Source organism: Sulfurimonas sp. C5 (assembly GCF_029872055.1).
GTDB lineage: Bacteria > Campylobacterota > Campylobacteria > Campylobacterales > Sulfurimonadaceae > Sulfurimonas.
The window spans coordinates 11,981-35,945 of sequence record NZ_JARXNQ010000008.1 but is presented as its reverse complement, the minus strand read 5'-3'; the positions used below and the strand labels follow the sequence as shown (position 1 = coordinate 35,945).

Annotated in this window: 28 protein-coding genes; 22 read left to right on the top strand and 6 right to left on the bottom strand. The window is 35.2% G+C overall.

Features of this window, described 5'->3' with window-relative positions; translation table 11 throughout:
- Positions 1–144 precede the first annotated feature (144 nt).
- Complete coding sequence (gene trpS, locus P6N22_RS10155) at positions 145–1,110, bottom strand: tryptophan--tRNA ligase (RefSeq protein WP_280332633.1); 966 nt, start codon at positions 1,108–1,110, stop codon at positions 145–147.
- Between the two features lie 105 nt (positions 1,111–1,215).
- On the opposite strand from trpS, the gene raiA reads away from it, so the two are divergent.
- Genes raiA through hemJ form a run of 3 tightly spaced genes read left to right on the top strand, consistent with a single transcriptional unit; the run spans position 1,216 to position 2,591 of the window.
- Positions 1,216–1,545: a ribosome-associated translation inhibitor RaiA gene (gene raiA / locus P6N22_RS10150; protein WP_280332631.1), complete on the top strand. Its 330-nt coding sequence runs from the start codon at positions 1,216–1,218 to the stop codon at positions 1,543–1,545.
- Positions 1,538–2,155 carry a hypothetical protein gene (locus P6N22_RS10145; protein WP_280332629.1) on the top strand — a complete coding sequence of 206 codons (618 nt, stop codon included), beginning with the start codon at positions 1,538–1,540 and terminating at the stop codon, positions 2,153–2,155. The genes raiA and P6N22_RS10145 overlap by 8 nt, the downstream gene beginning before the upstream one ends.
- A gap of 13 nt (positions 2,156–2,168) precedes the next feature.
- Entirely contained in the window at positions 2,169–2,591 is a 423-nt protein-coding gene (hemJ, locus tag P6N22_RS10140) for a protoporphyrinogen oxidase HemJ (RefSeq protein ID WP_280332627.1), read from the top strand.
- A 95-nt stretch (positions 2,592–2,686) separates the two neighbouring features.
- Here the strand turns inward: hemJ and der are convergent, their stop codons facing one another.
- Entirely contained in the window at positions 2,687–4,174 is a 1,488-nt protein-coding gene (der, locus tag P6N22_RS10135; RefSeq protein WP_280332625.1) for a ribosome biogenesis GTPase Der, read from the bottom strand.
- Positions 4,175–4,322: 148 nt separating this feature from the next.
- Between der and P6N22_RS10130 the strand changes: the two genes are divergently transcribed.
- Both P6N22_RS10130 and P6N22_RS10125 read left to right on the top strand, forming a co-directional pair.
- Positions 4,323–5,135 (top strand): DNA adenine methylase, encoded by an 813-nt coding sequence (locus P6N22_RS10130; RefSeq protein ID WP_280332623.1) that lies wholly within the window; start codon positions 4,323–4,325, stop codon positions 5,133–5,135.
- A 9-nt stretch (positions 5,136–5,144) separates the two neighbouring features.
- Complete coding sequence (locus P6N22_RS10125; protein WP_280332621.1) at positions 5,145–6,389, top strand: hypothetical protein; 1,245 nt, start codon at positions 5,145–5,147, stop codon at positions 6,387–6,389.
- Between the two features lie 2 nt (positions 6,390–6,391).
- On the opposite strand, the gene P6N22_RS10120 is transcribed toward P6N22_RS10125, so the two are convergent.
- The gene (locus P6N22_RS10120) at positions 6,392–6,979 is read right to left on the bottom strand and encodes an LPP20 family lipoprotein (RefSeq protein WP_280332620.1); all 588 of its coding nucleotides are present in this window, start codon (positions 6,977–6,979) and stop codon (positions 6,392–6,394) included.
- Positions 6,980–7,074: 95 nt separating this feature from the next.
- Here P6N22_RS10120 and P6N22_RS10115 point away from each other — a divergent pair, with 95 nt between their 5' ends.
- On the top strand, positions 7,075–7,524 hold the full coding sequence (locus P6N22_RS10115) for a phosphoribosyltransferase family protein (RefSeq protein ID WP_280332618.1): 450 nt from the start codon (positions 7,075–7,077) through the stop codon (positions 7,522–7,524).
- 2 nt (positions 7,525–7,526) lie between these two features.
- Here P6N22_RS10115 and P6N22_RS10110 read toward each other — a convergent pair whose 3' ends face one another.
- Complete coding sequence (locus tag P6N22_RS10110) at positions 7,527–8,282, bottom strand: DnaJ domain-containing protein (protein ID WP_280332616.1); 756 nt, start codon at positions 8,280–8,282, stop codon at positions 7,527–7,529.
- Positions 8,283–8,359: 77 nt separating this feature from the next.
- Between P6N22_RS10110 and P6N22_RS10105 the strand changes: the two genes are divergently transcribed.
- The 11 genes from P6N22_RS10105 to aguB all read left to right on the top strand — a co-directional run bounded on the left by P6N22_RS10105 (position 8,360) and on the right by aguB (position 19,295).
- Positions 8,360–9,247 carry a DMT family transporter gene (locus P6N22_RS10105; protein WP_280332614.1) on the top strand — a complete coding sequence of 296 codons (888 nt, stop codon included), beginning with the start codon at positions 8,360–8,362 and terminating at the stop codon, positions 9,245–9,247.
- Complete coding sequence (locus tag P6N22_RS10100; protein WP_280332612.1) at positions 9,244–9,759, top strand: hypothetical protein; 516 nt, start codon at positions 9,244–9,246, stop codon at positions 9,757–9,759. Before P6N22_RS10105 ends, P6N22_RS10100 begins: the two co-directional genes overlap by 4 nt.
- Positions 9,760–9,827: 68 nt before the next feature.
- On the top strand, positions 9,828–10,634 hold the full coding sequence (kdsA, locus tag P6N22_RS10095; RefSeq protein ID WP_280332635.1) for a 3-deoxy-8-phosphooctulonate synthase: 807 nt from the start codon (positions 9,828–9,830) through the stop codon (positions 10,632–10,634).
- A gap of 14 nt (positions 10,635–10,648) precedes the next feature.
- Complete coding sequence (gene ribH, locus P6N22_RS10090; RefSeq protein ID WP_280332610.1) at positions 10,649–11,113, top strand: 6,7-dimethyl-8-ribityllumazine synthase; 465 nt, start codon at positions 10,649–10,651, stop codon at positions 11,111–11,113.
- The gene (gene nusB, locus P6N22_RS10085; protein WP_280332608.1) at positions 11,113–11,514 is read left to right on the top strand and encodes a transcription antitermination factor NusB; all 402 of its coding nucleotides are present in this window, start codon (positions 11,113–11,115) and stop codon (positions 11,512–11,514) included. Before ribH ends, nusB begins: the two co-directional genes overlap by 1 nt.
- Before the next feature lie 4 nt (positions 11,515–11,518).
- A complete protein-coding gene (locus P6N22_RS10080) occupies positions 11,519–12,862 on the top strand; it encodes a cytochrome c3 family protein (RefSeq protein WP_280332606.1) in 1,344 nt (447 codons plus the stop codon).
- Positions 12,863–12,875: 13 nt separating this feature from the next.
- Complete coding sequence (locus P6N22_RS10075; protein WP_280332604.1) at positions 12,876–13,925, top strand: dehypoxanthine futalosine cyclase; 1,050 nt, start codon at positions 12,876–12,878, stop codon at positions 13,923–13,925.
- The gene (locus P6N22_RS10070; protein ID WP_280332602.1) at positions 13,925–15,208 is read left to right on the top strand and encodes a pitrilysin family protein; all 1,284 of its coding nucleotides are present in this window, start codon (positions 13,925–13,927) and stop codon (positions 15,206–15,208) included. The genes P6N22_RS10075 and P6N22_RS10070 overlap by 1 nt, the downstream gene beginning before the upstream one ends.
- A 7-nt stretch (positions 15,209–15,215) precedes the next feature.
- Complete coding sequence (locus P6N22_RS10065; RefSeq protein ID WP_280332600.1) at positions 15,216–17,456, top strand: AAA family ATPase; 2,241 nt, start codon at positions 15,216–15,218, stop codon at positions 17,454–17,456.
- Positions 17,457–17,497: 41 nt separating this feature from the next.
- Positions 17,498–18,406: an LOG family protein gene (locus P6N22_RS10060; protein WP_280332598.1), complete on the top strand. Its 909-nt coding sequence runs from the start codon at positions 17,498–17,500 to the stop codon at positions 18,404–18,406.
- A 43-nt stretch (positions 18,407–18,449) separates the two neighbouring features.
- On the top strand, positions 18,450–19,295 hold the full coding sequence (gene aguB, locus P6N22_RS10055) for an N-carbamoylputrescine amidase (protein ID WP_280332596.1): 846 nt from the start codon (positions 18,450–18,452) through the stop codon (positions 19,293–19,295).
- A gap of 34 nt (positions 19,296–19,329) precedes the next feature.
- Here the strand turns inward: aguB and P6N22_RS10050 are convergent, their stop codons facing one another.
- On the bottom strand, positions 19,330–19,629 hold the full coding sequence (locus P6N22_RS10050) for a hypothetical protein (RefSeq protein ID WP_280332594.1): 300 nt from the start codon (positions 19,627–19,629) through the stop codon (positions 19,330–19,332).
- Between the two features lie 335 nt (positions 19,630–19,964).
- Here P6N22_RS10050 and P6N22_RS10045 point away from each other — a divergent pair, with 335 nt between their 5' ends.
- Together P6N22_RS10045 and P6N22_RS10040 are read left to right on the top strand one after the other, a co-directional pair.
- Positions 19,965–20,249 carry a hypothetical protein gene (locus P6N22_RS10045; protein WP_280332592.1) on the top strand — a complete coding sequence of 95 codons (285 nt, stop codon included), beginning with the start codon at positions 19,965–19,967 and terminating at the stop codon, positions 20,247–20,249.
- Between the two features lie 100 nt (positions 20,250–20,349).
- Positions 20,350–20,805 carry a hypothetical protein gene (locus P6N22_RS10040; protein ID WP_280332590.1) on the top strand — a complete coding sequence of 152 codons (456 nt, stop codon included), beginning with the start codon at positions 20,350–20,352 and terminating at the stop codon, positions 20,803–20,805.
- Between the two features lie 278 nt (positions 20,806–21,083).
- On the opposite strand, the gene miaA is transcribed toward P6N22_RS10040, so the two are convergent.
- Positions 21,084–21,992, bottom strand: a complete 909-nt coding sequence (gene miaA / locus P6N22_RS10035) for a tRNA (adenosine(37)-N6)-dimethylallyltransferase MiaA (RefSeq protein WP_280332588.1) — start codon at positions 21,990–21,992, stop codon at positions 21,084–21,086.
- Positions 21,993–22,061: 69 nt separating this feature from the next.
- On the opposite strand from miaA, the gene mqnP reads away from it, so the two are divergent.
- From mqnP to P6N22_RS10020, 3 genes are read left to right on the top strand one after another with little or no spacing between them, the layout of a single operon-like run.
- Positions 22,062–22,922: a menaquinone biosynthesis prenyltransferase MqnP gene (gene mqnP / locus P6N22_RS10030; RefSeq protein ID WP_280332586.1), complete on the top strand. Its 861-nt coding sequence runs from the start codon at positions 22,062–22,064 to the stop codon at positions 22,920–22,922.
- Complete coding sequence (locus P6N22_RS10025; protein WP_280332584.1) at positions 22,919–23,443, top strand: hypothetical protein; 525 nt, start codon at positions 22,919–22,921, stop codon at positions 23,441–23,443. The genes mqnP and P6N22_RS10025 overlap by 4 nt, the downstream gene beginning before the upstream one ends.
- Entirely contained in the window at positions 23,440–23,964 is a 525-nt protein-coding gene (locus P6N22_RS10020; protein ID WP_280332582.1) for a hypothetical protein, read from the top strand. The genes P6N22_RS10025 and P6N22_RS10020 overlap by 4 nt, the downstream gene beginning before the upstream one ends.
- The last annotated feature ends 1 nt before the right edge of the window (position 23,965 follow it).

Here is a 23,965-nt window from a genome sequence, read left to right as displayed (position 1 = left end):
ATCTTCGCATTCTCTTTAAAAGGAATCGGTGCTAAAGGTGATGAAGTTCAAATCGTTGCTGTTGATAGAAAAGGTAACACATTGAAAGGGAATGGTAAAATTAAATAATTTTACTCTTCTTTCCCTCTTCGGAGGGAAAATTATTTAGTATTTAATTCCTGTTACGCTTCTTACTTTTTCAATAAGTTCAGAAGCTACAACTCTTGCTTTGGCAGCACCGCTGTTTAAAATATCTCTTACTTCATCTTGATTTTTTTCAAAATATTCACGTCTTTCTCTGTATGGTCTGAAGTATTCCCAGATTACATCATGTAGGTAAAGTTTAAAATGTCCGTGCCCTTCTCCACCTTGTAGATAACGATCTTGAAGTGCTACACACTCTTTCTCATTTAAAAAGAGTTTTGCCATATTGTATACATTACACTCTTCATACTCTTTAGGAGCTTCAAGAGGTACGTTCTCTGTTACGATCTTTTTAATAGTTTTTAGCTGTTTTTTCTCTTCACCAAAAATATTTACCGTATTACCGTAGCTTTTTGACATTTTTTGTCCGTCAATTCCAGGAACAGTAGCAACATTTTCAGCAACTTGATATTCAGGAAGTTTAAATATTTCACCGTATTCATTATTGAACTTGATTGCAATATCACGTGCTATTTCAACGTGTTGAATTTGATCTTTTCCAACAGGAATAACATCTGGTGAGAAAAGTAATATATCAGCCGCCATAAGTACAGGATAAGAGAAAAGTGAATGATTTGCTGCTATCCCTTTGGCAGTTTTGTCTTTGTAGCTGTGAGCACGCTCCAAAAGTCCCATAGGTGTAAATGATGAAAGTACCCAGTAAAGTTCAAGAACCTCTTTAACATCTGATTGTACCCAAAACGTCGATACATTGGGATCAATTCCTAAAGCTAAAAAGTCAGTTGCTGCTTGCATAGTTAATTCACGCAGGCGAGCACCGTCGCTTAATGATGTCATAGCATGATAGTTTGCTATAAACGCGAAGGTTTCATTTTGTTCTTGAGCATCAACCATCTGCTTGATCGAACCAAAGTAGTTTCCTAAGTGCAGATCTCCCGATGGTTGAATCCCTGTAAAAACTCTCATATATACATTCCTATAATTTTTTTTTCGTATTATACTAATCTTAGCTTTATTTTGCTATTATTTAATAAATTAAAGGGGTACAAAGCCCTATATAAAGGATGTGTCATGAGTTTACAAATTCGTGCAAAAGATATTACATTAACTGACGCTACAAAAGCTCACATTGAAGGTGCTGTTGAAGCATTTAGCAAATATACATTAGAAATTACGAGCATTGATTGTGTTGTAGCAGCTGAGAAAAAAGGGGTAATGGTAGAGTTTAACGTAAAAGTAGCTCATGCTAAACCGGTAATTATTACACAACATGATGATGATTTAGATACTGCAATTGATCTTGCAATTGAACGTGCTACAAAAGCTCTTCGTCGTTTACATGACAGAGTTGTTTCTCATGGTGCTGAGTCTTTAAAAGACTTAGAAGTAGTTGATGCGTAAGTTTTTTACGCATCTATTGATACTTTCAAGTTTATTTACAGCTTCTTTTGCAGAAGATGTGGATAAATATTCTATGAGAGTTGCTTGGGGTTATGCAAGCGAAAAAGATTTGGGTGATATTCTTCTCAATGCCGACTTGTCTTCACAACAAAAAAATTTAACTATGATCGCTATTGACGGCGGTTACCTTCTCTATCCGAACATTTCCGATCTTCCATTTGACCTTTATTTAAAAGGTGGTTTTTCTTATTTTAATGAAGATAAACGCGATGATACCTATGAAGCTCTTGTGTATTTAAAGCTTTTGTACAATCTGGACTTTTTAGATAACAGAGTAAGATTTGGTTTTGGTGAAGGAGTGTCATTAGTAAAAGACAATCTTGAAACTGAGTTAATAGAAGCTGATAGAAGAGGAATAAGGTATGGAAGATTCCTAAACTATTTAGATATTACTCTTGATGTGGATTTAGGAAAACTGTTTCGCTATAAACCAATGGAAAACTTATATTTCGGTTACTTACTAAAACATCGTTCAGGTGTATTTGGACTTTTTAACGGTGTTCACGGTGGTTCAAACTATAACTCTTTTTATTTAGAGAAAAACTTTTAATAAGGATTAACAAGTGTATGATTGGATTTTATGGTTTCATGTAATCTCTTTTATCTCTTGGTTTTCCGCTTTATTTTATCTTCCCCGTTTATTTGTTTATCATGTTGAAAATATTGATAACAAAGGGTTTGTTGAAGTAGCGAAAATACAAGAATACAAACTTTTTAAGTATATCGGTGTACCTGCAATGTGGGCAACACTCATAAGCGGTGGTTACTTAGCTTACAGCATCGGTTTTGCAGGTCATGGATGGCTGCATGCAAAGATAACTTTTGTTGTTTTACTGGTTATCTATTTTTTCTCAATGAATAAGTATAGAAAAGAACTCGAAGCCGACATTTGTACAAAAAGTGGAAAGTTTTTCAGAATGTATAATGAGATACCGACACTTTTAATGTTGGTAATTGTAGCAATGGTAGTTTTTAAACCTTTCTAGCCTTTGGCTTCGTCTTGAGCGTATAGAATTTTTTTCAAAGAAAAATATTTACGGGAGCTCAATATAGAGACGAAGTTATTCCCATAGGGAAAACTTTATCTTTCACCCTTTTTCTTCGCTTTAAACAGAAGTGGAGTCCCTTCGAAATTAAACGCTTCTCTAAATTTATTTGCCAAATATCTTCTATATGTAAAATGGAGCCCTTTCGGTCTGTTCATAATCAATGCAATTTTCGGTGGTCTTGTTTCGTATTGTGTAGCATAGTAAATACGAATAACCTGTCCGCTAACACTTGGCAGTGTATGGCGGCGAAGTGCACGTTGAAGTACTTCATTAAGCTGTGAAGTAGAGATTCTTTGTGTATAGTTTTCATTAATTGAGAGGATCATGTCGTAAAGCTTATCAACTCTTTGACCAGATTGTGCCGAGAGTGTAATAATAGGTGCATATGCTAAGAATTTAAATCTGTCACGCACCTCTTTAATAATCTCGTCATGTTTTTGTTTATCTGATATATCCCATTTGTTTAAAACGATAATAGCTGATAAACGGTTTGAATCAACTAGTCCTGCAATTTTTTCATCGAGATCTAAAAACGGTTGACTCGCATCGAGAACTACTAAAGCCATATTTGCATTTTCCAGCATCTCTTTTGTACGGAGAAGTGCGTATTTTTCAATCCCCACGATTTTTCCGCGGCGGCGTAGACCTGCTGTGTCCACAAATGTGATTTGTTTGTCCTGGTAAGTGATAGTCTCATCAATCGGATCGATTGTAGTACCGGAGACACTGCTTACAACTGAGCGTTCTTCGTGTAAAAGAGCATTTAAAAGTGAACTTTTTCCAACGTTTGTACGACCGATAATAGCAACTTTGATATGGTTGTCATCTTCAGGATTGTATTCTTTTATATTATCGTTTTCTGCAAAGATAGAGTCATCTTCAAAGATCTCTTCACCATCTTCTTCATCCCAATAATAGAAGCCGTCCTCTTCATCATCATGTTCATACTGTGCAAAGAACTCTTCATCACTTAGTTCTTCATCATCTTCGTTATGAACTGTATCATTTTCATCTTCCTCTACAATTTTGTCTTCATCAGGAAGTTTGTCATACACCCACTCTAAAAGTTCTACAGTGTTTCTGTTATGTGCGACAGAAATACCAAATATTGCATCTGTTCCAAACTCATAGTATTCCCAGAGCTTTTCTTTCATTTTATCATTATCGATTTTATTGACAACAAGAGCTACATCTTTACCAAGTGTTTGCAGTTCATAAAAAAGTTTTTTGTCTTCCTCTTCCGGCAGGCCTTTTCCATCAACCATGTAAAGGATAATATCTGCAGCATAGGCAGCTTTTAAACTCATCTCTTTAATTTTGTCAAACAGCTCACACCCTTTATCAAGTCCACCTGTATCTAATAGTTGAGCTTGCTTATCTTTGATGATCGCTACTTTTCTTTTAATATCTCTTGTAGTTCCGGCCATGTCGGATGTAATAGCGTCACGCTTTTTAACAAGACGGTTAAACAGTGAACTTTTTCCGACGTTTGGACGACCGATAATAGCGATTTTTTTCATAGGGTGAGCCTTAAAAGAGGTAATTTTTATTGGAATTATATCTAAATTTGAGATCCAATTAAATATAATGTCGCATTACAATTTGACATATTTTTTGAAAACTTGTTTTTAAGAGTGTAAGATTTTGTATTTTAAGTGAAGGGTAAAGATGTGTAAGCCGATTATAAAGTGGGTTGGGGGTAAACGTCAACTCATAAAAGATCTCAAAAGATTGATGCCGAAAAAATACAACAGATATTTTGAACCGTTTATAGGTGGAGGCGCGCTCTTTTTTGAACTTAAACCAGAAAATGCTTATATCAACGACTACAATCCGGAACTCACAAATCTTTACACGACGATACGCGATAATCCGACGGAACTCATCGAAGATCTGCAACAACATAAAAATGAATCAGAATATTATTATGAGATGAGAGCTCTTGACAGAGATAAAAAAGTTTTTTCAAAATTAAACAATATTCAAAGAGCCAGCCGTTTTATCTATTTAAACAAAACAGGTTTTAACGGTTTATACAGAGTGAACTCCAAAGGGGAGTGCAATGTTCCATTTGGAAGATATAAAAATCCAAAGTATTGTGATAGTGAAAATATACAAGCGTGCAGTGAACTTCTGAAAAATACCGAGATCAATAACGGAGATTTTGAGTCGATAAAAGAGCATATAAAAGAGGGTGATTTTGTTTATTTCGATCCCCCTTATGTCCCTTTAAATGCGACATCAAGCTTTACAGGTTATACAGATCAGGGCTTTGATGAAGATATGCAGTTTCGACTCGAAGAGTTATGCGAATATATTGATAAAATCGGTGCGTATTTTATGCTTTCAAACTCCTCTGCTAAGTATGTATATGAATTGTATAAAGACTACAATATTCATGAAGTAAAAGCGACGAGAAGCATCAACTCGAACGCTTCAAAAAGAGGTAAAATTACGGAAGTGGTTGTTACAAACTACTAGGGTTTGAAGATGCATAAAGTCTCTAATAACGAAGCCTGGGAACATATATTTGATGATCTAAAAATTTTAGGTTCTATTGAGAAAAACGGCTTTTTTGATATCTCTGCAGAGGAGATCAAAAAAAGAGACGGTAAAGAAGCCCGTTTAATGACTAAAGTCGATCATAAAGAGCATCTTCCAAAAGTAATGCAGGAAAATTCCCTTTCTATTTTAGCAATTCAAAATGGTATGTACAGGATTGCAAAAACAGATCCTTTTATCTATATCCAACAAGAGCCGCAATGTAAGATTAGAGTTATCCAACAACCCAAAGATCTTCTTTCAATCGATCCTCTTAATTTAAAAAGTGAATCGGCAGCACTAGATATAGCTATGGTTTCAGGGATGATGGATGAAGTTTTTCAAGAAGAGACACAGTTGACTATTCGGGGAAGACTTCGAGGGGAACTCAGTTTTACTTTAAACGGTATTACCTATGATGTGGAAGGTGTCCAAATAGAAGTTGACGGCGGTTATGAAGGACAAAGTACAGTCAATCTTGTAGAAGCAAAGATAGGATATAGAAACAACATCAATATCAGACAGCTTCTATATCCGGAACTGTTTTGGAAAAAACAACTTCAAGGGCAAAGAAAAGAGATAAAAAGTTTTATCTTTTATTACCAGGATGATATCTTTCGTTTTATCCCTTTTTATTATGACGGAAATACCAGCAGAGTGTTGGATGCTGAAGAAAAAGCATTTCGTTTTGAAAGAAAAAGCTCTTTTACACTGAATGATTTAGAAGAGAATTCAAAAATTTTGGTTGATCGTGACATTCCGTTTCCTCAAGCGAATGATTTTGAAAAAGTCCATGCTGTTTTTTTAAAGATTGCCAACACACAGCATCCTACAAAAATGGAAGTTATGGGTGAATTTGATATTGTTGCAAGACAGTACGATTACTATTTAAATGTATTAAAATGGATGGGAGTGTGTACAGAATTTCAGGGGGAACTTTGTTTAACAGAGAGAGGTGAGTATTTACTCTCTTTAAATATTGAAAAAAGGCTCGAAGAGTTTGTCCGTATAATCTTTTCAGAACCTATCTGTTTTGCGCAACTAAAAGGCAAAAAGCAAAATGAAAATGATTTTGAAAGTTATGGTTTACAAGGTACTACAATTGAGAGAAGATTACAAACTGTAAGATCGTGGATAAAATATTTTAATAGATTTTTTATAAAAGGCGTCCCGAAACAGGGAACGCTTTTTTAAATTTATTCTGTAGGGAATTCTTTGTCTAATTGCTCAAGTGCTTGTTTCGCTTGAAATTGCTGCCAAAGTGCTTCATCATTTTTAAAGCTTGTTTTTACAGCATCTTTTACTTCTTTATTCACTTCACTTTGAGGAACAGTTACCAGCATATAGATAGCACCTGATGGAGCTTGCCACATATTTACCATTTTTGAAGATTTAAGATCAACTTTTGCAACTTGTTTTGTTACTGCAGTAGTTACTTTATCTACTGTTTCAGCAGAACCGTTTCCTGTAGCACGAGTGAAGCCTTCAACTTTGTCTTTTACTTGAGTTTGAATTTGTTGGGCAAGGTCACTTCTACCATTCATAAGAGCCACTCTTCTCATATGCGCAATACCTGCAGCAGATTTTTCGGCAACACCAACACCTGCATAATATCCAGGAACGTCAGGAATACAAGTCCATGTCGGTGCAAGAATATTTTCTTGTTTACATTGAAAATCAGCAGAAACTTGATCTTGAGCTTCCGGTTTTGGTTTTTCTCCACAAGCTGTTATAAAAGCAGCAAGTGTTAAAGATAAAGCCACTTTAGAGATGTTAGTCATCATTTTTTCCCTTTGTGTTTATATGTCTTTATAGTATACTAGCATAATTCTTTAGCAAAAATTATTTTGACTAATTAAAATTAATTGATAGGAATATTTTGAAACATTATTACACATACCAAGAGTTTAGAGAAGATACGAAGAGATTATTAAAATTGTTAAAAACTGAACGATATGATGGGATAGTGGCAATTTCAAGAGGAGGATTGACACTTTCGCATTGTATTGCTGAAGGTTTAGATTTAAGAGACGTTCAGTCTATTAGAACAGAACTGTATGATGATATGACAAAGCGTGACGTGATCAAACTTTTCGGTGAATGTAAGTTTGAGCATCATAAAAAAGTTTTAGTTGTCGATGATATTGCAGACAGTGGTGAAACTTTACAGTTTGTTATGAATCATTTAACACGAAACTATGAAGGTGTTACATTTGAAAGTGCAACGCTTTTTTATAAAAAAACATCAGTGTATGAGCCGAATTTTTGGATCAAAGAAGCTAGTATGTGGATAGACTTTTTCTGGGAGAGAGACTATAAAGAGGAGTAAAATTATACTCCCCTTGTTTTTTTGATCAACTCGTAGGCTTGATTGATCTCCTGAGTTTTGGCTGTTGCTTTTTCCATATGCTCTTCAGAATGCGTTTGTGATGCAATAATATCCGGATGGTATTGTTTGATCAGTTTTCTATATGCTTTTTTAATCGTATCCATATCATCGCTTTCATTTACACCTAAAATATCATAGGCATTTTTTGTAGAGTGTTGCGGTTTAATGTTTTTGATCATCTCTTCAAAGTGATCAAAGATTTGGTGATAAATTCCAGGGTTAAATCTCAATGCTTCAGCAATAGTTTTTAATAGCTCTTCTTCTTCACTTGAAACATTTCCATCGGCAAATGCCAGTTGTATTAAAAAAGCTACAAATTTTTCTTGTTGAGTTGTGTTTTTTCGCGTAGCTTCACCTAATCGTGCAGCTATCTCTTTAATATTGTCTTTACGATCTTTTTCAGTATTGAAAATCTCTTTTAAGATCTCACGAGTTTTTTCAGGTTCTGGGAAAACTGCAGATACATCATCAAACATAAGTCCCACTAATTCTGCTTCTAAAGTATCTACTTTCCCGTCTGCTTTAGCTACTTTTGCTACAAGGGCAACGAAAAGACCAAGGTCACTGTTTTTTATTGCATCGGGTGAAGCCATATAATCTTTCATACTCTCTTTTGTATAGGCTTCATAGGTTGAATAACTTTTAAACACATAGTAAAAAATAACACCGGTAAGTAAGAACATTACTAAATATGCCATGCTGTTTTTGCTCCTTAGCATAGGTTATAAAAAAATTATAATACAAAAAAGAGGATAATAGATGTACAATTTCAATTATGAAAAAAATTTTAGAAATTAATAAGGGTGTGCTTTATATGCTCATCGCATCCTTTACTTTTGCGATTATGGGAGCATTTGCCAAACTCGCTTCAGACTCAATGAGTTCACTCGAAGTAGTTTTTTTTAGAAATATTGCCGGTGTGATATTAGTCGGTATTGCGATCTATAAAAAACCTTTACAAAATAAAGGTGGTAAACCTTTTCTCCTTTTTTTTCGCGGTTTTATGGGCTTTGTAGCTTTACTTGCATTTTTTTACAATATTGCACATATCCCTCTAGGCGATGCAATGACCTATTCAAAAACCTCACCAATATTTACGGCTATTTTTGCCTGGATGTTCTTACAAGAGAAGTTAAGTGTTAAAGCCTGGGGTGCTATTGGGCTTGGCTTTATAGGAATAGTGTTTATCACTCAGCCTACAGGTGTAGGTTTTAGCAAATATGATCTGCTAGGAATCTTTTCAGGAGTAGGTGCGGCACTTGCATATACTTCGATCAGAGAGTTGAAAAACTATTACGATACACGTAGTATTGTACTTTCATTTATGGGAGTAGGGACATTGGGACCTATAGTTTTATTTTTAATTTCACCCTTTTTAAACATGCCTGAACTAGATTTTATGTTGGGTGAATTTGTTATGCCTCACGGTATTGTTTGGTTTTATGTATTGGCAATGGGAGTATTGGCAACTATTTCACAACTTTTAATGACAAAGGCATATGGCTATACAAAAGCGGGAATAGTAGGAACTGTTAGTTACAGCAACATTGTCTTTTCTATCATGGTAGGTATGTTGTTGGGAGATGCTTTTCCAAGCATGAGCACTATGATAGGAATCGCTTTGATTATTATCGCTGGAATAATGGTGGCAAGATCAAAATGAGTCTTGATTTAAGTGTAAGGTATTATTCAGAGTCAGAGATAGATAAAAACAAGTATGATAGTGACTTTCTCTATGGAGAGTTCTATGAAGAGGGTGATGAAGAGTACTATTTAGATGATTACAGTGTAAGTATGGATTATCGCTTAATAATTTCGGCCATAGAAGAGGAAAGCAGACTTATGTGCATGCAATTGAATTCTTCAAGCATTTTGAGTTTGCTTACCTGTTATGAAGGTTGGAGCGGATTTAACAATGAAAGCTATGTCCTAAGTAATACGGGAGACTCATTACTTTTTGAGAACGGCTACGATGAAACTGAAGTGATAGCTGAACTTAAAGACAGGGATCTTCAAAGATATAAAGAGGATGTTTATAAATCATATGAAGAAGTTCAAAAGTATTTGCAAAGGGATTCAAGCAATTATATAGCAAATAAAAACCTGTTGATTTTGGAGATGTTAAAAGATCTTCTTGAGCATAAAGATTCACGTCTACATGCTGACTTTGATTAGTTTATAAAAGAGCAAAAAATCAAATTAAGTCCTTATTAGAAAGAAAAGGGTATAATTATAAAAATTTTATTAAAGAAGATATTATGAAACTACTTGCAGGACCGTGTGTCATTGAGAGTGAAGAAAATATTTTAAGAATAGCCGAAGGGCTGAAAAAATATGATGAAGATGAGAGTATAGACTTTTACTTTAAATCAAGTTTTGACAAAGCAAATCGTACATCACTGAACTCTTTTAGAGGGCTTGGCATTGATGAAGGGCTTCGTATTTTACAAAAAGTAAAAGACGAATTCGGCTATAAAGTTGTAACTGACGTTCATGAGTCTACTCAAGTTGCTCAAGTTGCTGAGGTTGTAGATATGCTACAAATTCCTGCATTTTTATGCCGCCAGACAGACTTACTTGTGGCGTGTGCCCAGACAGATAAAGAAGTAAATATTAAAAAAGGGCAGTTTCTTTCAGCTGATGCAATGAGATATCCGCTTTTAAAAGTACTTGAGACTCGCGGATGTCATGAAGCAACGTATGAAAATTCACAAAAACACGGTGTTTACCTTTGTGAGAGAGGAAACTCTTTTGGTTACGGCAATCTTGTAGTAGATATGAGAAACTTGGTAATTATGAGAGAATATGCACCGGTTATTTTCGATGCGACACATTCTGTTCAAATGCCTACAGCCCAAGATGGTAAAACAGGCGGAGATAGTTCAATGGTGCCGTATTTAGCAAGTGCGGCAGCAGCTGTAGGAGTTGACGGATTCTTCTTTGAAACACACTTTGATCCGAGTGTAGCTTTGAGTGACGGGCCAAATATGATAAAATTAGATCAATTAAACACTTTAATTGAGAAGATTAAAAAAATTCAAGCGATATAAATTAAAGGAAAACGATGCAAGTTATTGAAGGTAAATTAAGAGCTGTTGAAGGTAAAAAAGTAGCAATTGTAAGTACTAGATGGAACCACTTTGTAGTTGATAGACTAGTTGAAGGTGCTAAAGATGCATTTTTAAGACACGGCGGTGATGAAGCAAACCTGACACATATTTTAGCACCGGGTGCATTTGAGCTTCCAATGGTTGTTCAAAAACTGTTAGAGAGCGGAAAATATGACGGTGTATGTGCATTAGGTGCAGTTATCCGCGGTTCAACTCCTCACTTCGATTATGTTTCTGCAGAAGCGACAAAAGGGATTGCAAGTATGAGCCTAAAATATCAAAAACCTGTTTCATTCGGTCTTTTAACAACAGATACTATCGAGCAAGCAATTGAAAGAGCAGGAACAAAAGCAGGGAACAAAGGTTTTGAAGCTATGACGGTAGTGCTTGAAATGCTTGACCTTTACGAGGTGCTTTAATGGCTACTAGACATCACGCAAGAATGGCAGTTGTAAGCTTATTATACGCTTACGATTTAGGAAACGGAAATATCGCTGAACATACAGATGAAATTCTAGAAGAGAAAAAAATTCGTAATAAACAAAAGGATTTTGCAATTTCATTGTATGAAGGTGTAATGGAAAAATTACCTGAATGTGACAAAGCGATTGAAACACATTTAAAAGAGTGGGATTTTGAACGTCTTGGTGCAATTGAAAGAGCGACACTGAGATTAGCGGCTTATGAAATTCTTTTTGGTGATCTTGACAGTGCTGTTATTATTAACGAAGCGGTTGAAATTACAAAAGCATTTGGAACTGAACAGTCTCCAAAATTTATAAACGGTGTATTAGACGCAATCTCTAAAGACAAAAAGTAGTCTCATGAGATATTTGACACTAGTAGTAATTCTTACTCTAAACCTTTTTGGTTTAGGTGAATGTGTCTCATGTCATCAAGAACAAGCAAAGTTTATGACAAGTAAATGTACAAGTTGTCATACACAAACGCTTGAACACCAAAAAAACAAACTTCAAAAAACATCTCCGGTTACATTACAAAACTTTAAAAAATTTTCCAATGATGACAACCCCGTATGGTTGAGTTATCAAGGATTACTACAAAAACATTACGGCTCAAAAGAGCATTTTCATATGCAAAGTGATATTCACTTTCAAAAGGGTATGAGTTGTCAGGATTGCCATACTTCAAATGAAATGCATAATGATGATTTTTGGTCTTCAAAAAGAGAAAGTGAAATAAAGTGTCAAGATTGTCATGGAACGACAAAGAAGTATCCATGGGAACTTGGTATAGAAGGTAGCAAGATTGCAAGAGGTGTTTTTCAAGAAAATAACGTAACATATCTTATAAGCAGTACAGGTACGTCACTTGTTAATGTCTTAAAAAAAGAGCAGACAGTTACGGTCATTCTAGCTTCTGGTAAAGAGCTGCAACTACAACCATTAAAACTACTCAAAAAGAAAAAGCAGCTGTCTAAACATGCACTGGCATCAATGGAATATATCAAAGGGCACTTGAAAAACGTATCATGTTCAAGCTGTCATGCGGTATGGATACCTCAATTTTTCGGTTCTGTAACGACAACAGATTTACGCGTAAAAAAAGTAGCAAATCAAGTAACAAAAACTTCTATGCTTATGAGATGGGAAGAGCCATTTTTAGCAAAAGATCAAAACGATAAACTTCTGCCGGCAGCTCCCAATACACCTTTAAAAACTATAGAAATAGATAAAAAAGGAAGAATTGTTGAATATTGGGAAAAAAATAAACTTATACCGACTGCTCCGCATACTATCCAAAAAGCTTCACGAAGTTGTGAATCATGCCATACTTCATCTAAGGTCTTAAACGGTAGTCTTGACCTAGGAAGTTTTCAAGAAAATAACATTACACACTTTAATTTATCTAAAGTTTTTACTGCTGCACAACAAGATAAGCTTGATCGTAGAGGGGTTTGTTTATCATGTCATGAAACAATTCCAAGCGGGGCACTAGCAGTGTCGACAGTATCGCATATTTCACAAATGATGCTGCTGGATATTGATGAAAAAGAGCATCAAATAATACTAAGTAGAATTCTAAATATGAGTGCTTGGTTTCAGATTATTTTAGTATTATTCGTTATTTTAATATTAGCCTATATACTTTATACTATATTCATAAGAAAAAAATCTATTAATCCTAGAAATAAGGGTTGGAAATAACAAGAGCGGGACAATGCAAAAGAGATTAACAAAAGAAGAGGCACTTGACCTAATTAGAAATGCCGATTTAAAAGAGTTAGGTCGTCTAGCAACACAAAGAAAAAAGGAGCTTCACCCTGAAGGTATTACTTCATTTGTAGTTGACAGAAATATCAACTATACGAACATCTGTTGGGTTGATTGTAAGTTTTGTGCCTTTTACCGCCACGAAAAAGATGCTGATGCATATGTACTAACATTTGATGAGATCGATGCAAAAATTGATGAACTTTTAGAGATCGGTGGAACTCAGATCCTTTTTCAAGGGGGAGTGCATCCAAAACTAAAAATAGAGTGGTATGAAGATCTTGTAGAGCATATCCACACAAAATATCCACAGATTACCATTCATGGTTTCTCTTCTATTGAAATTGACTTTATTGCCAAAGTTTCACGCATCTCTGTTGAAGAGGTTCTAACTCGCCTGAAAGCAAAAGGTCTGGCTTCTATTCCGGGAGCGGGAGCTGAGATTCTTTCAGACAAAGTAAGAGATATTATCGCACCGAAGAAAATTGATGCAGAAGTATGGGTCGATATTCATAGAAAAGCGCATAAATTAGGAATTAAGTCAACGGCAACAATGATGTACGGAACTGTTGAGAGCGATGAAGATATAATTGACCATCTTGAAATGGTAAGAAACTTGCAAGATGAAACAGGAGGATTCCGTGCGTTCATTATGTGGAGTTTCCAAGGAAAAAATACGGAACTGTTACGTCTCCTTCCGGATATGCCAAAACCATCATCAAATCGTTACTTGAGACTTTTAGCGGTGGCGCGTCTTTATCTTGACAATGTACCGAATATTCAAAGCTCATGGGTAACGCAAGGCCCGTATATTGGTCAAATGGCTCTTCACTTTGGAGCAAATGATTTAGGCTCTACGATGATGGAAGAAAATGTAGTAAGTTCCGCAGGAGCAAGTTTTAGAATGGCTAAAGATGAGATGCTTCATCTTATCCGTGACGTTGGTGAAACGCCTGCAATTAGAAATACGGCGTATGATATTTTAGAGACTTTTTAATGAAGTTTTTTCTAGCACTTTTTTTATTAGGACAGATTTTAATGGCAGCAAAGATTGACAGCATAGAGATAAACGGAATAAATGTACCGGTTATTTTTGAGGAAGATAAAAGACTTCCTCTAGTAACTACACAGTTGATTTTTCAAAATGCGGGAAGTATTCGTGATACAAAAATAGCAGGTCTTGCAAAGTTTTCATCAAGAATGCTTAATGAAGGGACAAAAACTTTAGGTGCAAACGGTTTTGCAGAAGAGCTTGAATCTCGTGCAATCCATATCTCTGCAAACTGCGGAAAAGAGACTTTTGTGATCGAGGTCAGCTCACTTAAAGAGGAGTATGTAAAATCTCTGAAATATTTAAAAGAGCTTTTAAAAGATCCAAACTATAGTGAAGATGCTTTACAAAAAGTACAAACGACTATGATTGGCGGGCTTTCTCGTAAAGCAAATGATTTTGATTATATTGCCGCAGTTGAGTTAAACAAACTTCTTTTTGAAGGGAGTGTTCTTGCACAACCAAGCAGCGGTGAGATTGATACAATAAAAAAGATTACTCTTAAAGACGTTAAGAAGTTTATCGAGCAACATATTTGTCTCTCTCGAGCAATCGTTCTTGTTGGCGGTGATGTTACACTTGAAGATGTGAAAAAACAGATGGGTAAAGTGTTACAAGCTCTGCCAAAAGGAAAAGCTGAAAAACTACCGCACTTTGATACAAGTGCAAAATCTAAAGAATTAGAACTTGATAAAGAAACACAACAGGCGTATATTTACTTCGGTTCACCGTATAATATGGCTGTAAGTGATGAAGATTACTATAAAGCTAGAGTAGCTACTTTTATCCTTGGAACAGGTGGATTTGGAAGCCGTTTAATGGAGGAAATTCGTGTAAAACGCGGTCTTGCGTACAGTGCATATGCAAGAGTTGAAGTTACAAAATCACGCTCGTATTTGACTGGCTATTTACAAACAAAACTAGAATCAAGTGATGAAGCTAAAAAAGTTGTTCAAGAGGTCTTTAAAGACTTTGTCACAAAGGGTGTAACTGAAGATGAACTTGAACAAACAAAAAAATTCCTCCTTGGAAGTGAGCCTTTAAGAGTAGAGACTATGAGTCAAAGACTTAACCGCACGTTCCAAGAATATTACAAAGGTTTTGCACTGAATCATTCACAAGAGGAATTAGAAAAAATTTCTGCTTTGAAACTCGATGATCTCAACGAATTTATTAAAAAACATACAGAGATACTACAACTGAGTTTTGCAATAGTAACGAAAAAATAAGTACTGTATGACGCAAACACTTATAGGGCAAATCGATCGCATCCTTTTTGAGGATGACGGTTTTATAATTGCAGTACTTAAAAGTGGTGAAAAAATCAGTGGTACGTACTACGAAAGTACTGTTGAAAGCATCAAAGACTCTGCCGTTACTCTACAAGGGTATTGGGAAGAGCACAAAAAATACGGACGCACTTTTAAATTTGAATCTCTCAAAGTGAACCAAAATGAACTCTTTTTCTTTTTAAATAAAATCATCAAAGGTTTTACAAAAAAACTCTCAGCTGATCTGATCGAGCATTTCGGACGTGAAGAGTTAGTAAATATATTAGATAATGATATAGAAAGACTTCTTGAATTTAAAGGGATTAAAGAGAAACGTCTTAAAAAGATTCAAAGCTCTTGGAAACAGTTTCGTTCAATGAGAGAACTGGGAGAGTTTCTAAGTCCTTTTGATGTTTCACCGGCACTGCTTACAACCATTGCAAACGCTATGAAAGATGTACAGGAACCTTGTGCAAAGATCAAAGAAAATCCCTATGTGCTTACAAATATTTCTGGCATTGGTTTTAAACGTGCAGATGAATTGGCATTGAAAATGGGTGTCGCAGTTGAGGATGAAAACCGTCTGAGTTCTGCAATGGACTATGTACTTTTAGAATACTGTGAAGCAAATGGAAACAGCTGCATTGCCAAAGGGATTTTATTTTCAGCACTCGATGAACTGCTCTGTTTTTATAACAAAGAGAATCTATATGAAGCTATCTTGGTTGAACGTGTGGCAGAGCAAAGCATAGTGCTTATGAAACACGACAGGGTTTCTCCCGCAAGACTTTATGATGCCGAAAAGTTTTTATATGATACTTTTACAAAGCGTGCGAAACTTGATAACGGCGGTTTTGTAAAAGATCTTGATGCTTTTTTAGCGGATCAAGAACTGAAACTTGGTGAGCAGCAAAGAAAAGCGGTAGAAGCGATAAATCAGGGTGCAAGTATTTTATTTCTTGTAGGATATGCGGGAACCGGAAAATCAACAACTTCCAAAACAATTCTCAATCTCTTAAATACCCGTTACGATAAAAAAGAGATTATTACTTGTGCACTTAGCGGGATCGCTTCACAACGTATTAGTGATACGACAGGGTATGAGAGTGCTACGATTCAGTCTCTTTTAGTCAAGCATGAAGAGAGTGACAAATTTCCGTATTCTGTTGTACTGATTGATGAAGCGAGTATGATCAACTCCTCACTGTTTGCAAGATTGATGGGAAAAATCTCTAACGGAGCGATTGTAATTATTGTAGGGGATGACGCACAGCTCCCTCCTATCGGGGCAGGAAACGTACTTAGTGATGTACTTGAATTACAATTGGCACCCATTGTAAAACTCACACAAATTTATCGTCAAAGTGAAGATCAGGCAATTACGTTAATAGCAAACGATATCCGTCAAGCACAAGTACCTGAATATAGAGCAAAATATGAAGACTTTGAGTTTATAGATGTTAATATTACCAACTATTATGCTTTAAAAAACCAACTTTCACAAGATGAACTCAAAGATCTTCGAGAACAAAATGCGCAACATATTATCTCAGAGATTTTGCATAAAGTGATCGAGTCGATCGAAAAAGCTAGATACAGACTGAACAACAAACAGATCAAAGAGTATCTCAATTACTTTCAGGTAATTACACCGATGAAGGGTGGGAGTTTAGGGACAACAAATCTCAATAAAATTCTGCAAGAGTATTTTAACCCGAATCCGAAGAAGTGTTTTAAAAAGGGAAGTGTAGAATTTCGTCTGATGGACAAAGTGGTTCACACAAAAAATGAGAACATGACCTCATGGAGTTCTGAAGGTTTTAAAATGGGAGAAGACTCTGCTCAAAGACGTATTTTTAACGGGATGAGCGGACTGCTTTTTAAGATCGAAGAAGAAGATGAACAACTGTTCGTATACTATCCGAATGAGGATATTGTAGTACAGTACGAATATGATGAAGCAAAAAACTATCTGATGCTTTCCTATGCTCTGACAATTCATAAAGTACAGGGGATGGAGTATGATATAGTAGTGATTCCGATGAGCTTCAGCCATTATATTATGCACAACACAAAGCTAGTTTATACAGCGATAACAAGAGCAAAACACAGGTGTATAGTTATTGGGGAAAACGGTGCATTTGAAAATGCCTGTAGACGTGTAGAAAGTACCAAAAGAGATACGGTACTGCTTGAACTTATATAAAAAAGGATAGAAATAGTATAATGATACAGAGGTATCCAGAGATGAAAAGTGTCAAAAGAGAAAAACTTCCGTGGGAAGATCCAAAGTCAAGTGAAGAAGAACCTAAAGCAAAAAAATTGATTGAGGCTTTGCAAAAAAGTCCGACTTATCAAATTGCTTTTGAAGATAAAAATTTTTTAAATTCAAACGATACAAGAGGTATCAGACTTGAACTAGACTACATAAAAGCTGAACTTGCAATAGCAGAGATGGGCATAGAACATACTATCGTTGTGTTTGGAAGTGCAAGAATTGTAGAACAAAAAACTGCTTTTGAAAAGTTTAAAGAGACAGAAAAAAGGTTAGAAGAATCTCCTGAAGACAGGGATTTATTACGTGAGCTTTATGTTGCAGAGCGTATGGTGGGTAAAAGTATTTATTATGAGGATGCGAGACGTTTTGGACGACTGGTAGGTAGCAGTGGAAAAACTCCCGGAGACTGCCGTATAACTATTATGACGGGTGGCGGTCCTGGGATTATGGAAGCAGCTAATAGAGGCTCTTTCGATGTCGGTGCAAAATCAATAGGTTTAAATATCTTACTGCCGCATGAACAGTTTCCAAACCCTTATATTACGCCTGAGCTTTGTTTTAAATTTCATTATTTTGCCGTCAGAAAGATGCATTTTTTACAAAGAGCAAGAGCCCTTGTTATATATCCTGGAGGCTTTGGTACATTTGATGAACTATTTGAAACGCTAACATTGATTCAAACAGAAAAAACGGATCCTATCCCCGTGGTTTTAGTTGGAAAAAGTTTTTGGGATAGGGCGATAAATTTTGAGTTTTTAAAAGAAGAGGGTGTGATCTCAGCCGAAGATATGAATAGCTTTGCTTTTGTAGATAATGCAAATGAAGCATGGGAGTATATTTTAAATTGGTACAAAGAAAAAGGGACACCTCTAATTTAAAAATAAAATAGTAAAATTTCAAAAAATCTGTATGGAGATAGAGATGGTAAAAGTTGCTGCAATTCAGATGCAAATGAGTGAAGATAAAAGTAAAAATATTCAAAAAGCAAAAGAGTTTGTAGAACAAGCTGCTAAAAATGGTGCTAATATTATCCTTTTACCTGAATTGTTTGAAGGGTATTACTTTTGTCAAGATATGGATGAAAAATATTTTTCATGGGCACAACCATTAAAAAACAATCCGATAATTGCAGAGTTTATCCCCTTGGCAAAAGAGCATCATGTTGTCATCTTAGTAAGCTATTTTGAAAAAACAGAGGATAAATATTTTAACTCGCTTGTTGCTATCAATACAGACGGGACAGTGATGGATAATTATCGTAAAACGCATATTCCCGATGGTCCAGGATATGAAGAGAAATTTTATTTCACTCCTGGCGATACTGGTTTTAAAGTGTATAAAACAGAGTTTGGAAATGTGGGTGTGGGGATTTGCTGGGATCAGTGGTTCTGTGAAACGGCACGTGCACTTACACTTATGGGTGCAGATATTATTTTCTATCCTACAGCTATTGGAAGCGAGCCTGAAATTCATCTAGATTCAAAAGAACACTGGCAACGTGTACAGATGGGACATGCGGCAACAAATACGGTTCCTGTAGTAGCTGCAAACAGAATCGGGACTGAAAAAGGGGCCTCTTCTGAGCTTACTTTTTACGGTTCATCGTTTATCACTGACTATACAGGAGAAAAGATAGCTGAAGCGAGTCGTGATCAAGAGGAGATCATCTACGGTGAATTTGATTTTGCAGAGAATGCAAAACAAAGAGAGTACTGGGGACTGATCCGTGATCGCCGTCCTGCTATGTATTCAAAAATTTGTAAATAAAGAATGGGACTCAGTAGAAATCACGTTTCAAAGACTACTCTTTACAGAACTTACATTTTTTAAGATTTTTCACTGTAGAGATGTTTCTTGAAAACTCTTTAGAGCATTTTGCACATCTAAAGCGAACTTGTTTTAGCCATCGCCTGCCATCTTTGGATCTTTTACGATTGATGAGCTCAAATCCGTTAATGACATCTCCTACAGAATATGTGCATCTTTCGGGATTATTGATATTTGATTCAAGCTCGTTGGCGTTTTGGATCTCTTTGAGCTTCCAAGATGGAAGTTCATCCTCTTCAAATTCTTCAGTATCAATGGTGTATTTATCAGTCATGATTTTTTATCAAACTCGTAGCATCATTTTTCTAATACGATGTAGGAGCATTTTAATTCTAATTTTAATATAGCTTGTTTCTTGAAACTTCAAACTGCTCTCCTTTGTTAGCATTTTCCCATAAAAAATAAAGCATCTTTATATATTTTGCAGATTGTCATAATTTTTCTTATGTTTAGAGCAGGACTAGTTATTAAATATTTTCTTGAAGTATTGAGCATATTCCAAAACTTACTGGTTTAGTAACAGTCTATTTTAGTGGGGACATTCCAGTTTAGACAATTACAATTTTGTCGTTTACTAATTATTAACTCACAAAAGATTACAATTTTGTCATGAAAATGAAATCGTTAGTAGTCATTCTGCTGGTAGCATTGTTTACGATATCTTTAGAAGCACAATTATTTGTAGATAATTCTTCAGAGATGGTGTTAGTGGAACAAAAAGTTTCAGAGATATCTGATGTCTCAGAAGAAACTGATGATAACGATAGACTATTTTTTAACTTTTACAAAAGTGTAATCGATTCTCATGTTCTAGTAAAAAAAATAGATTTTCATAATAAACTTTCAAAGCAAGAATTTCTCTTAAAAATTCATAAACCTCCTAAAGTTTTATAACTATCTACTCCCAATAACAAGTTTCAAAATACATTATAGACATGAGAGAAAACTCTGTCTAAATAATTACAAATTTAAAATATAAAACAAAGGAAAAAATATGAAAAAAATTCTTCTATCAGCAATAGTTTCGGCTAGTGTTTTACTCACTAATGTTCAGGCACAAAGTACTCACATAGATTCAATAGAAGTACAAAATACTTTTAAAAATAGTTATGATCTGATCGAGCTTAAAAATGCTTTTAAAGATGCAGCAGCAGATAAATCATGGGTACTTACAAATGAAGATGCAAATAAACTGACTTTTACAAAAAGTTTTTCTGAACGCAAAAAATATTCTAATCATGCAGCACATCGTCCTCAACAACATACTCATATATTCCCTAGAAAAACGATATCTGAAACAGTTACATTAGATGTAAAAGTTTCTCAAAACAGTTTTACTATGAATCTTGGCGTTAAAGATAAAAATTCACGAATAGCTGAGAAAGCACAAAGTTGTGTACAAGAACTACAGAACTCTTTTTATGCTAATGTAGCGGCAAGTAAGTTATAAAACATCTACTATAAAAGTAGTATTTATTTTATTCCAGGACTGTTAATAAAGTTTTCAACAGTCTTGGATAATTCAACAAAAGTGGATAGTTACAACATACATAATTAATCAACTTTATGATTTAGAATATTGAACAGTGCATTACCTTATTATAGTCGTTTTGACGATTACATTTTTAATTCCAAAATGCTCTTACTTGCGGAGCATAAAAAAAACTATGAACTTCACATGTTCCAAAAAGTATTCATAATTATAAAAGTCTAAATTCTTTAAAGTCTTTAGGAGTTTTGGAATGAAAAGTTATTATTTAAAATAATCTCTTCTAGATCTTCCAGTTTCGCACTCGTGATATTTTCAAATTGAGTGCGGTTAAATGTTTGCTGTCTTTTGGCAAGCTGGGCAGTATGTATAGCAATAAGCTGTACCATCTCCTCTTTTGTTATTTTCCCGTCAAGATACTCTAACACTTCAACTATTCCGATAGCTCCCATTGAGTTAGGCAAGCGAGTATATTTTTGCTCCAGATAAGCTATTTCATCAATTAGCCCTGAATCAGCCATCTTTTTTGTACGAAGATTAATACGTTCTCTCAAAGTTTCTCGATCTACATCAATATTGAAAATCTCCAAGTTTTTGATAATCGGTTTTGGCGGATTTTGTTTGAACCATTCTGACGGTGAAAGTTTTGAAGCTTCATAGATTAGTAAGGCTTTTTCTATACGATAACGATCATTTTTATCGATATTTTGCATATAATCAGGATCGAGATCGGATAAAAAGCTGTAACAAGCCTGCAGATCTTGTAGTTTTGTTTCAACCTCTTTTTTTACTGTTTCAGTAATTTCTGGAAGTGTTGAAAGACCATCTAGTAAAGATTTTAAATAAAATGATGTACCGCCTACTATTACCAAGTTTTTAGAATAGTTTTGACATTCTCGAATAACATTTTTATATATTTGAATTAAAATCTCTACACTGAAATATTCATTTGGATAGAGTTCATCAATTCCAAAGTGCTTAACTTGTGAGAGTTCCTCTTTTGAAGGTTTTGCTGAGACAATATCAATCTCTTTATAGATACTAAGAGAGTCAATTGAGAGGATATAAGCATCAATTTTTTGTGCAATTTTTATGGCTAAATCACTCTTACCTGATGCCGTTGGTCCAATTATAGCTAGTTCAATCATTGTGAAATTATATCATTTTAATACTAGATTGGTTAAAATATCTAAGACTATAACAAAAGGGGTGGGCGTTTGCAAGATTTAAAACAAAAACTAAAAGACTTTAACGAACTTGTAATGTTTGAACACTCTATTTTTTCACTGCCGTTTATATTTATTGCTATGGTTGTAGCAGCAAACGGATGGTTTGGATTTGGATTACTTTTTCTGGGAGCACTCGCGGCTGTAACTGCCAGAAATTTTGCGATGGGAGTAAATCGTTATGCTGATCGTGATATCGATGCACAAAACCCAAGAACAGCCAAGCGTCCAAATGTTGACGGAAGACTTGATGCTACTTCTATTTTAATTTTCATTGGGGTTAATGCTCTTGCATTTATTGTCGTTGCGTATCTTATTAACCCTTTAGCTTTTCAACTCTCTATACCTATTTTACTTGTACTTGGCTCTTATTCTTACTTTAAACGTTTTTCATCTTTAGCACATATTATTTTAGGGATCTCTTTAGGTCTTGCACCGATTGCAGGTGTTATAGCTGTTACTGCGGAGATTCCTATGTGGTCTGTTCTTTTATCATTGGGTGTGATTTTCTGGGTAGCAGGATTTGATCTGCTTTACTCGCTCCAAGATATGGAATACGATATTGAAAAAGGACTGCACTCAATCCCTTCAAAATACGGGGCTGAATCAACGCTGTTTATCTCCGCTATTTTTCACGGTTTGGCAGTACTTTTTTGGCTGCTGTTTGTTTGGGCTGCTGGGCTTGGATTTTTTGCTTTAGTAGCAGCTTTGGGCAGCGGTTTTGTACTTGCATATGAGCAAAAGCTTGTTCGTCGTGATTTTACACAGATAGATCGTGCATTCTTTACAGTAAACGGTTATTTAGGAATTGCATTTTTTATTTTCATAGTACTTGATAGGATGTTTGCATGAATGAACCTCGTTTAGTACCGGCACCGATTAGTATAGCTTTTAGTGAAGCAGACCTTGATAAAGAAGCATATGAGCGTGAGTATCAAAGTTTAAGTGAAAGTGATGATGATCCTATCAGCCAGTGGCTCAAACTTGCAAAAGCAAGAGGTGAAACAAGCGAGAGTGATCCTGTGTTATTAAACTTGATGGTGGAGTTACACAGAAAAATAGATGCACTTGAAGCCTTTTTGAAAAATGAAACGCCAAAAAGAGTCTCATTGACAACACAGGCAGAAGTTGACTCTATAGGTTTTGAGCATTTTAAATTAAAAGAGGCTTTACTTGAAACGGGTAAAGTTTATTACGGAAGACTTGAGATGCCTGTACATCCAAAAAGAGATGTCGGAGTCTTTTTTGAAGCACAGAGCGATACACTGGCGAAATTTATCCGTATTCACGAAAGAGACGAAAAAGAGTGGGCATCTTATATGACTGCTCGCGAACGTGTACAAATTAGAGAGTTAAAAGAGAGAAACAATTGAATTTAGATCAGATAAACTTCCAATTAGAGTATGTTGTCATTGTTATGGCACTTATTATTTTATATCTTCTGTATTACGTATATACGAAAGATACTACATACTCAAAAAATATTCGCTCGGTTGCTTCTGTTGTAGAAGATTTGAACCGAGAACTGTTTTATCTGAAAAAACAACTCTCTGAAACAGAAAATGCTTTTAAAAGCAATGCAAACAGAATGAATGATGATGAGATCTATCAAGAGATAGAGCGTAATGTGTATGATATGGTACAACCGCTTTCTGTCGCACTGAAACAACTACAGTCTAACATTGAACTTATTGAAGGGCAGATTGAACATAGAATTGCTCAGCTTGAAAGCGGTGTGAAGCAGATCTCCATTCCTACATCTATCCATGCAAACGATGATGAAAAAATTATCTCTCTTTTCAAACAAGGTGTTTCTATTGAAACTATCGCAAAAGAGCTGCACCTCTCTAAGCCTGAAGTTGAATTTGTCCTCAAAATCAATAAAATCAAGTAGA

What these genes read in the sequence shown, in the direction of transcription:
- trpS (WP_280332633.1), bottom strand. Translation starts at nt 1,110, where the DNA reads ATGAGAGTTTTTACAGGGATTCAACCATCGGGAGATCTGCACTTAGGA.
- raiA (WP_280332631.1), top strand. Translation starts at nt 1,216, where the DNA reads ATGAGTTTACAAATTCGTGCAAAAGATATTACATTAACTGACGCTACA.
- P6N22_RS10145 (WP_280332629.1), top strand. Translation starts at nt 1,538, where the DNA reads ATGCGTAAGTTTTTTACGCATCTATTGATACTTTCAAGTTTATTTACA.
- der (WP_280332625.1), bottom strand. Translation starts at nt 4,174, where the DNA reads ATGAAAAAAATCGCTATTATCGGTCGTCCAAACGTCGGAAAAAGTTCA.
- P6N22_RS10130 (WP_280332623.1), top strand. Translation starts at nt 4,323, where the DNA reads ATGTGTAAGCCGATTATAAAGTGGGTTGGGGGTAAACGTCAACTCATA.
- P6N22_RS10125 (WP_280332621.1), top strand. Translation starts at nt 5,145, where the DNA reads ATGCATAAAGTCTCTAATAACGAAGCCTGGGAACATATATTTGATGAT.
- P6N22_RS10120 (WP_280332620.1), bottom strand. Translation starts at nt 6,979, where the DNA reads ATGATGACTAACATCTCTAAAGTGGCTTTATCTTTAACACTTGCTGCT.
- P6N22_RS10110 (WP_280332616.1), bottom strand. Translation starts at nt 8,282, where the DNA reads ATGGCATATTTAGTAATGTTCTTACTTACCGGTGTTATTTTTTACTAT.
- P6N22_RS10105 (WP_280332614.1), top strand. Translation starts at nt 8,360, where the DNA reads ATGAAAAAAATTTTAGAAATTAATAAGGGTGTGCTTTATATGCTCATC.
- P6N22_RS10100 (WP_280332612.1), top strand. Translation starts at nt 9,244, where the DNA reads ATGAGTCTTGATTTAAGTGTAAGGTATTATTCAGAGTCAGAGATAGAT.
- ribH (WP_280332610.1), top strand. Translation starts at nt 10,649, where the DNA reads ATGCAAGTTATTGAAGGTAAATTAAGAGCTGTTGAAGGTAAAAAAGTA.
- nusB (WP_280332608.1), top strand. Translation starts at nt 11,113, where the DNA reads ATGGCTACTAGACATCACGCAAGAATGGCAGTTGTAAGCTTATTATAC.
- P6N22_RS10080 (WP_280332606.1), top strand. Translation starts at nt 11,519, where the DNA reads ATGAGATATTTGACACTAGTAGTAATTCTTACTCTAAACCTTTTTGGT.
- P6N22_RS10075 (WP_280332604.1), top strand. Translation starts at nt 12,876, where the DNA reads ATGCAAAAGAGATTAACAAAAGAAGAGGCACTTGACCTAATTAGAAAT.
- P6N22_RS10070 (WP_280332602.1), top strand. Translation starts at nt 13,925, where the DNA reads ATGAAGTTTTTTCTAGCACTTTTTTTATTAGGACAGATTTTAATGGCA.
- P6N22_RS10065 (WP_280332600.1), top strand. Translation starts at nt 15,216, where the DNA reads ATGACGCAAACACTTATAGGGCAAATCGATCGCATCCTTTTTGAGGAT.
- P6N22_RS10060 (WP_280332598.1), top strand. Translation starts at nt 17,498, where the DNA reads ATGAAAAGTGTCAAAAGAGAAAAACTTCCGTGGGAAGATCCAAAGTCA.
- aguB (WP_280332596.1), top strand. Translation starts at nt 18,450, where the DNA reads ATGGTAAAAGTTGCTGCAATTCAGATGCAAATGAGTGAAGATAAAAGT.
- P6N22_RS10050 (WP_280332594.1), bottom strand. Translation starts at nt 19,629, where the DNA reads ATGACTGATAAATACACCATTGATACTGAAGAATTTGAAGAGGATGAA.
- P6N22_RS10045 (WP_280332592.1), top strand. Translation starts at nt 19,965, where the DNA reads ATGAAAATGAAATCGTTAGTAGTCATTCTGCTGGTAGCATTGTTTACG.
- P6N22_RS10040 (WP_280332590.1), top strand. Translation starts at nt 20,350, where the DNA reads ATGAAAAAAATTCTTCTATCAGCAATAGTTTCGGCTAGTGTTTTACTC.
- miaA (WP_280332588.1), bottom strand. Translation starts at nt 21,992, where the DNA reads ATGATTGAACTAGCTATAATTGGACCAACGGCATCAGGTAAGAGTGAT.
- P6N22_RS10025 (WP_280332584.1), top strand. Translation starts at nt 22,919, where the DNA reads ATGAATGAACCTCGTTTAGTACCGGCACCGATTAGTATAGCTTTTAGT.